This window comes from Streptomyces sp. NPDC059455 (assembly GCF_042750115.1).
Lineage (GTDB): Bacteria > Actinomycetota > Actinomycetes > Streptomycetales > Streptomycetaceae > Streptomyces > Streptomyces endocoffeicus.
On the sequence record NZ_JBHYVB010000008.1, the window covers coordinates 64,150 to 74,175 of the forward strand.

8 protein-coding genes are annotated in these 10,026 nt (G+C 70.5%); 6 read left to right on the forward strand and 2 right to left on the reverse strand.

Annotated features, from left to right (window positions below; genetic code table 11):
* Positions 1-131: 131 nt before the first annotated feature.
* On the reverse strand, positions 132-1,331 hold the full coding sequence (locus ACFXB5_RS04630) for a S8 family peptidase (protein WP_385202326.1): 1,200 nt from the start codon (positions 1,329-1,331) through the stop codon (positions 132-134).
* 504 nt (positions 1,332-1,835) lie between these two features.
* Between ACFXB5_RS04630 and ACFXB5_RS04635 the strand changes: the two genes are divergently transcribed.
* The 4 genes from ACFXB5_RS04635 (at position 1,836) to ACFXB5_RS04650 (ending at position 6,190) form a co-directional block, all read left to right on the forward strand.
* Positions 1,836-2,609 carry a LamB/YcsF family protein gene (locus ACFXB5_RS04635; RefSeq protein WP_385202328.1) on the forward strand — a complete coding sequence of 258 codons (774 nt, stop codon included), beginning with the start codon at positions 1,836-1,838 and terminating at the stop codon, positions 2,607-2,609.
* An 11-nt stretch (positions 2,610-2,620) separates the two neighbouring features.
* A complete protein-coding gene (locus tag ACFXB5_RS04640; RefSeq protein ID WP_385202330.1) occupies positions 2,621-3,892 on the forward strand; it encodes an aldolase/citrate lyase family protein in 1,272 nt (423 codons plus the stop codon).
* 234 nt (positions 3,893-4,126) lie between these two features.
* Complete coding sequence (locus tag ACFXB5_RS04645; protein WP_385202332.1) at positions 4,127-4,432, forward strand: hypothetical protein; 306 nt, start codon at positions 4,127-4,129, stop codon at positions 4,430-4,432.
* A 690-nt stretch (positions 4,433-5,122) separates the two neighbouring features.
* Positions 5,123-6,190 carry an LLM class flavin-dependent oxidoreductase gene (locus tag ACFXB5_RS04650; protein WP_385202334.1) on the forward strand — a complete coding sequence of 356 codons (1,068 nt, stop codon included), beginning with the start codon at positions 5,123-5,125 and terminating at the stop codon, positions 6,188-6,190.
* Between the two features lie 176 nt (positions 6,191-6,366).
* Here the strand turns inward: ACFXB5_RS04650 and ACFXB5_RS04655 are convergent, their stop codons facing one another.
* Positions 6,367-6,933 (reverse strand): TetR/AcrR family transcriptional regulator, encoded by a 567-nt coding sequence (locus ACFXB5_RS04655; protein WP_385202336.1) that lies wholly within the window; start codon positions 6,931-6,933, stop codon positions 6,367-6,369.
* Positions 6,934-7,021: 88 nt separating this feature from the next.
* Between ACFXB5_RS04655 and ACFXB5_RS04660 the strand changes: the two genes are divergently transcribed.
* The gene (locus tag ACFXB5_RS04660) at positions 7,022-7,945 is read left to right on the forward strand and encodes an SDR family oxidoreductase (protein WP_385202337.1); all 924 of its coding nucleotides are present in this window, start codon (positions 7,022-7,024) and stop codon (positions 7,943-7,945) included.
* Between the two features lie 354 nt (positions 7,946-8,299).
* Positions 8,300-10,026, forward strand: a 1,727-nt coding sequence (locus tag ACFXB5_RS04665) for a DHA2 family efflux MFS transporter permease subunit (protein ID WP_385202338.1), incomplete at its 3' end; no start/stop codon positions are given.

Genomic DNA, 10,026 nt, shown 5'->3' on the forward strand with positions numbered 1-10,026 from the left:
CGCCCCCGGCGGTGCCCCGGGCGGACCGTGCTCAACCGGTCGCCCCGCTGCATGGCTTAGACCGGGCCCTCGTTTGGTCCCGGGGGGGCGGCGGGTGTGATCAGCGGAGGTCCGGTGCGCCGATCAGGGTGTCACTGCACGATCTTGAGCAGCTTGTTGGGCGAGCCCGAACCGATGCCGGAGAGCGCCCCCGAGGTGGCCCCGTTCACCAGCGCGCTTCCCACCTCGGACGGGGACGCGGTGGTGTGGCCCGAGAGGTAGATCGCCGCGGCGCCCGAGACGTGCGGGGCGGCGAAGGAGGTCCCGGAGCCCGTGTAGGTGGCGGTGTCGGAGGTGTTCCAGCCGGCCGTGATGTTCGAGCCCGGCGCGAAGAGGTCCACGGTCGAGCCGTAGTTGGAGTAGCTCGCCCGCGCGTCGGTGTTGGTGGTGGCGCCGACGGTGAGGGCGGTCGGCACCCGCGCGGGGGAGTAGTTCGCGGCGTTGGCGTTGGAATTGCCGGCCGCGATGGAGTAGGTCACCCCGGACGCGATCGACTTGGTCACCGCGTTGTCGAGGGAGGTACTGGCGCCGCCGCCCAGCGAGACATTGGCGACGGACGGGCCGGAGTGGTTGGCGGTGATCCAGTCCACGCCCGCGATGACACCGGCCGTGGTGCCGGACCCGTCATTGCCGAGCACCCGGACCGCCACGATCTTCGCCTTCTTGGCCACGCCGTAGGTGGTGCCGGCGACGGTCGTGGCGACGTGTGTGCCGTGGCCGTAGCCGTCCTGCGCCGTGGTGTCGTTGTCCACGAAGTCGTAGCCGTACGACGCCCGGCCACTGATCTGCTCGTGGGTGATCCGCACACCGGTGTCGAGGACGTAGACGGTCACACCGCTGCCGGCACTGTCGGGGTAGGTGTACGTGCCGCTCAGGGGCAGGTTGGACTGGTCGACCCGGTCCAGGCCCCAGGGTGCGTTGGTCTGGGTCGCGTCGGCGTGGACCTTCTGGTCCTGCTCGACGGAGGCGACCGCCGGATCGGCGGCGAGTCTCCTGGCCTCGGTGGGCCCGAGCTTCGCCGCGTAGCCGTTCAGCGCGGTGGTGAAGGTCCGCTTCACCTCGCCGCCGTATCCGGATATGAGGTCCTTGCCGCGGGTGGAGGAGGCCTTGAAGTCGGCCGTCTTCTTCAGGGTGACGATGTAGCTGCCCGGGACCGCTTCCGCGGCTCCGGTGTTCAGGACCGTGGCTTCGGCCGGGGTGGCGTGGGCGGGGAGCGCCGTGGCTGCTCCGATGGCCGCCGCGGCGACGATTCCCGCGGCGATCCGCCGCTTGGTGGTACGCATCACTGCCATCGCGAGGGAGTCCTCCTCGGTCGGTGGCGCGCTGTGGTGCGTGCGCGCTCTGCGGGTTGTGGGCCTTGCGCGGTTCGCGGGGAGCGCATGGTCACGCTCCTGGCTCGTCGAGGATTCGTCGGGCCGGGAGCGGGCGGCAAGGGCTGACATCAACACGACACGCACACGTAGCGGTGCGTCATGTGCCGTTGCGGGCGGCCAAATTCCCGCAATCACCCGTACACACCGCGTCGTGTCCGGGGAGTGGGGAGGGGCGGCCACCCCACGTCCCCGGCCGCCCGTGGCCGCTGAAGCACACCCATCGGGCGCGCCCGCCGGTGGTGTCAAGACCCCGTGCGCGGTCCCATCGGTATCCGCTATGCGGCCATGGGCCTTTCTGATGTGCCCTTCTTCCCGGGCCGTGGCGGATCTAGCGTCTCAGCTGGACACGGTCCATACCGGACCCGTTCACACGAGCGCCGGACGTGGTTCGGACGCCGTCCCCGGCGGGAAAGGAGCCTCACTGTGCCTGTCGTCGATCTGGTCGCCGATCTCGGAGAGAGTTTCGGGTCCTACACCATGGGCAACGACGCCGAACTGCTGAAACTGCGGACCTCCGCGAACGTGGCATGCGGTTTCCACGCGGGGGATCCGCGGGTGATGGACGCGACCGTACGCGCGTGTGTGGAGCGCGGCGTCGGCGCCCATCCGAGCTTCCCCGACCTGGTGGGTTTCGGGCGCCGGGCGATGGACCTGAGCCCGAACGAGGTGCGTACGGATGTGCTGTACCAGCTCGGTGCGCTGTCCGCGTTCACCCGCGCACACGGCACCGGCGTCAACCACCTGGCACCGCACGGGCGCCTCGGCAACCTCGTGGTGACCCGGCGGGACTACGCCGAGGCCGTCGCCGACGCGGTCGAGGCGTTCGACCCGTCCCTGGCCATCCTGATGCGGGAGGGCGAGATGGCGGCCGTGGCGCGCGAACGCGGCCTGCGGATGGCCATGGTGGGCATCGCCGACCGGGCGTATGAGGACGATGGCACGCTGGTGTCGCGGTCGGAGCCCGATGCCGTACTCCACGACCCGGACGAGGTCACCCACCGGACCGTCCGGCTGGTGACCGAGGGGCTGATCACCAGCCGGAACGGGGTGGACCTACCCGTCCGCACCGACTGCGTACAGCTGCACGGCGACGGCCCCGCGGCACTGGAGCTCGCCTCGCGCATCCGTGACGAACTGCGGGCCGCCGGAGTCCGGCTGGCGCCGCTGGACGAGGTGCTGGGTGTCCGGGCGGCGTGACGGGCACCGGGATGGCAACCAAGATCGAGGTCTCGCCCTGCGGCGACGCCGCGCTGCGTGTCACCGTGGTCGGCACCGACACCGACGACGTGTGGAAGGCGGTGCACCGGCTCGCCGGATGGCTGAACCGCGGCGCGGTTCACCCCACGGTGTCCGCCGTCCCGACGTACGACGCGGTGCTCGTGGAGTTCGACCCTTACCACACGACGGCTGAGGCGATCACGTCGCACATCGACATCTGGGACACCCTGCCCGAGCGGGACGAGCCGGTCCACTCCGGTGTCATCGACGTACCGGTGCTGTTCGGCGGCGACGCCGGCCCCGACCTCGGATGGGTGGCCGGTGTGATCGGTGAGCCGGTGGCGAGGGTCATCGAACTCGTCTGTGCGAAGGAGCATCTCATCCGGTGTCTGGGCGGTCCCGCCGCGTCGGCCATGACGGACGGACCGGATTTCCCGGTGCCCGCCGCGCGAGGACTTCCTCGCGAAGGGCTGGGTGCTCAACGCCGGCGAATACCAGGGAACCCAGCGGTGACGGGCGATGCGTTCCCCCGGCTCGGAGCCTGGAGCAAGCTCCCGGCACCGGAGAGCGTCGAGCTGCTCGCACTCGCCGGGTTCGACTTCGTCGTGATCGACGCCGAGCACGGCGCGATCGACAGCCGCACGGCGTCGACCATGATCGGGCTCGCCCGTGGCTGTGGGATCGCGCCCTTCGTCCGGGTCGCCGGCACCGCACCACGCGACGTCCAGGTCCCGCTCGACGCGGGTGCGGCCGGCCTGTTCGTCCCGCAGGTCGATGACGCCTCCCGGGCCCGGGACGCCGTACGAGCGACACGGTTCCCGCCGCTCGGACGACGCGGGGCCAGCACCTCCGGACGGGCCGGCCGGTGGGGGCTCGAGGCCCTTGGCGACTACCTGCGCTCCGGCAATGAGGAGGTCCGCCTCGTTGTCCAGGCCGAGAGCGTCGGAGCTCTCTCCGCGATCATCGAGATCGGCGAAGTCGCCGGCGTCGACGCGGTCTTCATCGGCCCGACCGATCTCGCGGTCTCCAGCCGGCTCCGCGAGGGTGACGGCAGGCTGGCAGACCTCCTCGCGGCGGCCGAACGGCGCTGTGCCGACCACCGCATCACCCTGGGGACCACGGCCGCGGGCAACGCGTCGGAATTGCTGGACCGCCGCGGGTACGACTTCCTCGTCCTGGGGGCCGACACCACGATGCTGCGCCAGGGCGCACACACGTTGGTGAAAGGTGTACGCACCGCCGCGCCGGCGGTCGGCCGATGACCGCCGGCGACACTCCGGCCGTCGGCGGTCCGGCCCTCGCCCGCGCGCACCAGCGTGCCGCCGACCTCGACATCCTCCCGCGCATAGCGGACGAACAGGCCGGCACCGGCGAAGGCGTTGTAACGCAGCAGCTCCTCGACCGTCGCCGGCAGCTCGGCCGGATTCGCACGCAGCCGGTTCCAGAGCGCACGGTCGCCCCGCGTGAGAACGTAGACGCAGTTCGGAATCTGGGTGGTGATCGCCTCGACCCCGGCCAGCAGCAGGCCGACGACCGTGTCGATCAGCTCGGTGTCGGTGAGCCGGTCCTCCTCCCGGGCCTGGATCATCGCCGACATCAGGTCGTCGCGGGGGCGGGCCCGACGCTCGGCGATGAGCTGCTCGGTGCAGGCGCGCAGGGCACCGAACCGCCGCATCATGTCCTCGGGGCCGACGGTGCTGCCGGGCAGCAGCGCCGTGCTGGTCGCCTCGAACGCCTCCCGGTCCGAGGCGGGCACGCCGAGCAGGTCGCAGATGGACAGCACGATGATCTGCTGCGCGTAGTCCGTCTCGATGTCCATGCCCGGCCCGGCGTTCATCGCGGACGACAGCAGATCGTCCGCCGCCGCGTCGCTGTCGTTCGGGGTGACGTGGCTTCAGTAACGGGCGTGACGAGGTCCGGTCGGGCGGGGCGTACGGATCCCGGCCCGGCCACGGTTTCGGGGTCCGCCAGTGGTCGCGGTCGGGAATTCGGCCCGGGCCGCGGGGCCTACATGTCGGTCAGGTGCATCCGGCGGTGCGCTGGGCGCCGATGGGAGTCCGCCGCACAATCTGTCCCGTGGCGGCTGCCGCCACGGCAGGGTCAATCGGCCTGCGAACCATGGTGTGAGCGTGCGGAAGCCCTTCATGGACAAACACGCTGACAACGCGGATGGGAGAAGATGATGGTTTATCGACACAACTAGTGGAAGTACTATGCATAGATCATGACGTGGTGTGTCCGACGCTGTTGTGGTGGGTTCGGGGCGTATGGTCCCGCGTGCGTTGCCGGTAGGAGACGTGCTGGAGGGCGGCGGCGATGTTCTGGTGCCCGGCCCGTCGGAGGTGCGCGGAGGGCAACAACGGTGCTTCGCTGCGTCAGGCACGGCCATCCGGCCTGTGACGGTACGAGATCATGCGACTCCGCAACGGCCCCGCGCCGGAAACCGCCATGCTGAGCACGTTCGATTCCATCCGCACACCTTGGAGGTCTTGATGCGTACGGGCGTCATTGTCACCGCGCACCCCGGTGTGGAGGACCTCGCCGTGCGGGCCGAGCAGTTGGGCTTGCACAGCTTCTGGGTCTACGACACCCCGATGGTCCACGGTGACCCCTTCGTCGCCTTGAGCCTGTGCGCGAAGGCCACCAGCCGCATCAGGCTCGGCATCGGCGTGACCTCACCGGCGCTGCGCTCGGCCCCGGCCGCCGCGAGCGGGCTGGCCAGCCTCAACGCCCTGGCACCCGGCCGGATCATCTGCGGGGTCGGCACCGGAAACACCGCCCGGCGCACCCTGGGCATGCGGCCGACCACGGTGGCCAGGCTGGAGAACTTCACCGCCGCACTGCAGGACCTGTGCGCCGGACGTTGGACGGAGTATCGCGAAGGTGACCGGGTGAGCGACATCCGGTTCCTGCACACCGGGGCGCACGTGAACACCGCCGACCCGATCGAGTTCGTCGTGGCCGCGCTGCGCGGACCGAAGGCCGCCGCCGCCGCCGGCCGCCGCGGCACCGGCCTCATCTCCTTCGGCCTGCTGGACCCCACCGCCTGGCACGCGCTGCACGCCGCCCGCCGCCACGCCGCCCAGGCCACACCCCGTGACCCCGACTCCCACCCGGACTCCCGGGCGGATTCCTACGTGGTCACCTCGCTCCACCTCCTCGACGAGGACGAGGACCCCCACGGCGATCCGGCCCGGGACGCCACAGGCCACCTCGCCATGTCGCTACTGGCCTTCGCCGCCGACACACCCGCCTTCGCCGAGCAACTCGGCCCTGAGGAGGGCGAGGCGGTGCGGCGGCTCCTTGAGCGGCGCGGCACCACCTCCACCGCACCGGACCGGCACACCAAGCTCTACCCCAACTACCTCGGACGCATCGCACCGCGCGACCGCGACCTGGTCCTGCCCTCGTTGATGAACACCCTGGCCCTGGTCGGCACCCGCGACGACCTCCTCACCCGCATCACCGCCCTGGAACAGGCAGGCGTCGACGAACTCCTCATCCAGCCGGTGATCGACTCGCCCACCGAGATGGCCCGGCTCGCGAAACTCCTCACCTGAGCGGACCCGCCCGCCGCAGGTCCATGACGTGCACACCTACAAGATCACCAAGACCTTGCAATCGCCCCGCGACGCGGGGGAGAGGTGTGCGGCGCGATGACGTGGTGCGTGACCTTGGGCGATGTTTCTCATGAAGCAGACCCGGACCGACGACCGGCCGATCCAGCCGGAGCTGCTTAGCCGCGCGCGGTCACGGCCTTGAGTTCGGTCAGCGATTCCCGCATCAACCGCGACATCTCACGTTCCTCCGGTGCCGTGAGCCAGAGCTCGAAGCCGACCTTGAAGACGGCGATTCCCGCCTCGGCGGTCAGGCTCGCGGCCGGGTCCGTGACACCGCGTCGCCGCAGGGCGTCGGCGAGCGCGGTCGACATCGAGGCGAGCTTGATCAGCTCGCGCTCCCGGAGCTCCGCGTTCGCCACGATGACGGCCTGGCGCTGTCGGGCGTGCTCGCGCCGGCCTTCGAACACCGTGGAGACCGCCTCGAGCCCCGCCGCCATCGCGTCGATCGGCGCCACGGACCGCGGTGCCTCGGCGACCGCGGTCACGAACAGCTCCTGCAACACACTCGATCCGTCGAACAACACCTCGCGCTTGTCGGCGTAGTGCCGGAAGAAGGTCCGTTCGGTGAGGCCGGCCCGTTTGGCGATCTCCGCCACTGTGGTCTGTTCGTAGCCGAGCTCGCCATAGAGCTCCAACGCCGCCTTCGCCAGGCGTCCGCGCGCGTTCGGCTCCCATCTACCCATGCTCGGATCCTACCGCGATGGCAGTCACTGACATCAAGTGCTAGGGTCTGATGGCAGTCACTGACATCGATGATTCGGGGTATCTCTCATGCGCGTCTTCGTGACCGGTGCGTCCGGTTGGATCGGCTCCGCCGTCGTTCCCGAGCTCCTCGGCTCGGGGCACCAGGTTGTCGGGCTCGCCCGCTCCGAGGCCTCCGCCGCCGCCCTCACCGCCGCCGGGGTGGAAGTGGTCCGCGGCACCATTGACGACCTCGACGTCCTGGCGAGCGCCGCTGCCGCGTCGGACGGCGTGATCCATCTCGCTTTCAAGCACGACATCGCCTTCACCGGCGACTTCCAGGGTGCTGCCGAGGCCGACCGCCGCGCCGTTGACACCTTCGGCGAGGCGCTCTCCGGCACCGACCGCCCCTTCGTCCTCGCCTCCGGTCTGGCCGGCCTCGCGCCCGGACGTGTGGCGACCGAGCGGGACACTCCCGCGGCCGACGGTTCGCCGGCCTCGGTCCGGTCGGCCACCGCCCAGGCGGTGCTCGCACTCGCCTCGCGCGGCGTGCGCTCGTCCGTGGTGCGACTGTCCCCGACCTGCCACGGTGAGGGGGACAACGGCTTTATGGCGGCCCTGGTCGCCATCGCCCGAGCCAGGGGTGTCTCCGGCCACATCGGCGACGGCGCCAACCGCTGGCCGGCCGTCCACCGCCTCGATGCCGCACGGCTGTTCCGTCTGGCGGTCGAGAAGGCCCCGGCGGGATCGGTGCTGCACGGCGTCGCGGAGGAGGGTGTCCCGATCCGGGACATCGCCGAGGCGATCGGCCGCCACCTCGAGGTGCCGGTGACTCCTGTGGCCCCCGAGGCCGCGGCCGACCACTTCACCTGGCTCGGCGGCTTCCTCGGCCAGGACCTCCCGGCGTCGAACGCCCTGACCCGCGAACTGCTGGATTGGCGGCCGACTCACCCCGGTCTCCTCGAAGACCTCGACAAGGGTCATTACTTCCGAGTCCCCGCCACCCCCGCCTGACCCACATCCGCCAGGACGGGCTCAAGCGCGTCGCCGTCCGGGTCATCTCCCGTGTGTGCGAGCCGAATACGGCGCCGAATAAGGCGTGTTAAGCTCCGAACCGGCTTCTCACCGTTGGGCTTTCCGCCTCGCCAACCAGCTTCACCCGGGTCCCGATGACACGGGGAAGGTGGAAGTCACTCATCACACAAGGGTGTTCTGTGATGGTGGCGACGCGTGTCGACCCTTCTGGTTCTTTCCGAGCCCCGGGGGGATCCGCCCGGGACCGTGCTCCAGCCATATCGCCATTCCGGCATCAGCGGCCTGGTCCGTGTCACCGCCCCGCAGACGGTTCCCCTCAGGGAGGTCTCCGGGGTGCCGGAAGTCAAATCCCCCGAGCAGCCCACCACGCGACGTCCGTGGCTGGTTCTCGCGATCATGTGCATCGGCTTCTTCATGTCGTCGCTGGACGGATCCATCGTCAACGTAGCCATTCCCACGTTGATCCACAGCATGGACGCCTCCTACGACCAGGTGCTGTGGGTCATCGACGGCTATCTGCTCCTCTTCTCGGTGCTGCTGATCACCACCGGGCGGCCGGGCGACATCTTCGGATACCGGCGGCTGTACGTGATCGGCGTCATCGTCTTCACCATCGCCTCGGCGCTGTGCGGGCTGGCCGGCTCACCGGCCCAGTTGCTGGCCGCCCGGCTGCTGCAGGGAGTGGGCGGCGCGCTGCTGTTCCCGCAGGTCATCTCGTCGATCCTGACGATCTTCCCGCCGCATCTGCGCGGCAGGGCGTTCGGCCTGTTCGGCGCGATCGTCGGCTTCGCCCCGATCATCGGCCCGGTCCTCGGCGGCTTCCTGCTCGCCCACCTCAGCTGGCGGTGGATCTTCTTCATCAACGTTCCGATCGGGATCGCCACCGCCGTGCTGGCGCTGACGTTCGCCCCGCCCATGCGCTCGGAACGCCGACACCGACTCGACCTGGCCGGCGTCGCGCTGGCCACCGCCGGGCTGAGTGGCATCGTGTTCGGCCTGATCGAGGGAGAACGCTACGACTGGGGCACCATCACCGGGCCGATCAGCATCACCTCGGTCATCGTCGCCGGTGTCGCGCTGCTGGCGGTGTTCGTCCTCCGGCAGCACCGGCAGCGGGACGAGCCCCTGATGCCACTGGCCCTGTTCCGCGCGCGCAACTTCGCGGTCGGCAACTGGGTCGGGTTCGTGTTCCAGCTGGGCATGATCGGCATCATGTTCGTGCTGGTGCTGTACCTGCAGATGGCACGCGGGTACTCGGCGCTGGAGACCGGCCTGGTGGTGCTGCCGAACGCCGTGCTCACCGCCGTCGGCTCGATGTACGCCGGGCGGCTGTCGGACACGTTCGGCGGCAAGTACATCCTGCTGATGGGGATGACGCTGCTGGCCGTCGGCCTGCTGGTGCTGGTCGCCATGGTCGGCCCCAGCAGTGGCGCATGGAGTCTGCTGCCCGGTTTGACCATCATCGGGATCTCCGGCGGCGCCACGTTCGCACCACTGCAGCAGGCCACCATGGACGGCGTCGATCCCCGGCTGGCCGGGGCGGCCTCCGGAGTCTCCAGCACCACCCGGCAGATCGGCGGGGTCCTCGGCACCGCCGTGCTGGGCGCCCTGCTCTCGGCCCGCCTCTCCTCGACCCTGCGCGGCGAGGCCGAGAAGCGGGGCGGCCGGCTACCGGAGGATCTGCGCGCCCAGTTCATCGACCACAGCACCGCCGCCGCACATGACTACCGTCCGCCCACGCCACCCGGTGGCCTGAACCCCGCCACGGCCGGCCTGTACGAACGCGTCACCGCCGACACGTTCGCCACCGGCTTCGTCGCCGCCATGCAGACCGCTCTCGTGGCATGCGCCGTGGTCCTGGTGGCCGCCGCACTGTGCTGTTTCCTGTTTCAGCCCGCACAAGAAGCCGACGGCCGCGCCCGCTCCTGGGCAGCGAGCCGAAACCACACCGCACGACTGACCCGGCGATGTCAACCGGGGGGGGGCCGGGGGGGCGCGCCGGGGGGGGGGGGGGGGCCCAAAGGCGGGGGGGGGGGGGCGGGCCCCCGCCCCCCCCCCCC

What these genes read in the sequence shown, in the direction of transcription:
- ACFXB5_RS04630 (WP_385202326.1), bottom strand. Translation starts at nt 1,331, where the DNA reads ATGGCAGTGATGCGTACCACCAAGCGGCGGATCGCCGCGGGAATCGTC.
- ACFXB5_RS04640 (WP_385202330.1), top strand. Translation starts at nt 2,621, where the DNA reads ATGGCAACCAAGATCGAGGTCTCGCCCTGCGGCGACGCCGCGCTGCGT.
- ACFXB5_RS04650 (WP_385202334.1), top strand. Translation starts at nt 5,123, where the DNA reads ATGCGTACGGGCGTCATTGTCACCGCGCACCCCGGTGTGGAGGACCTC.
- ACFXB5_RS04655 (WP_385202336.1), bottom strand. Translation starts at nt 6,933, where the DNA reads ATGGGTAGATGGGAGCCGAACGCGCGCGGACGCCTGGCGAAGGCGGCG.
- ACFXB5_RS04660 (WP_385202337.1), top strand. Translation starts at nt 7,022, where the DNA reads ATGCGCGTCTTCGTGACCGGTGCGTCCGGTTGGATCGGCTCCGCCGTC.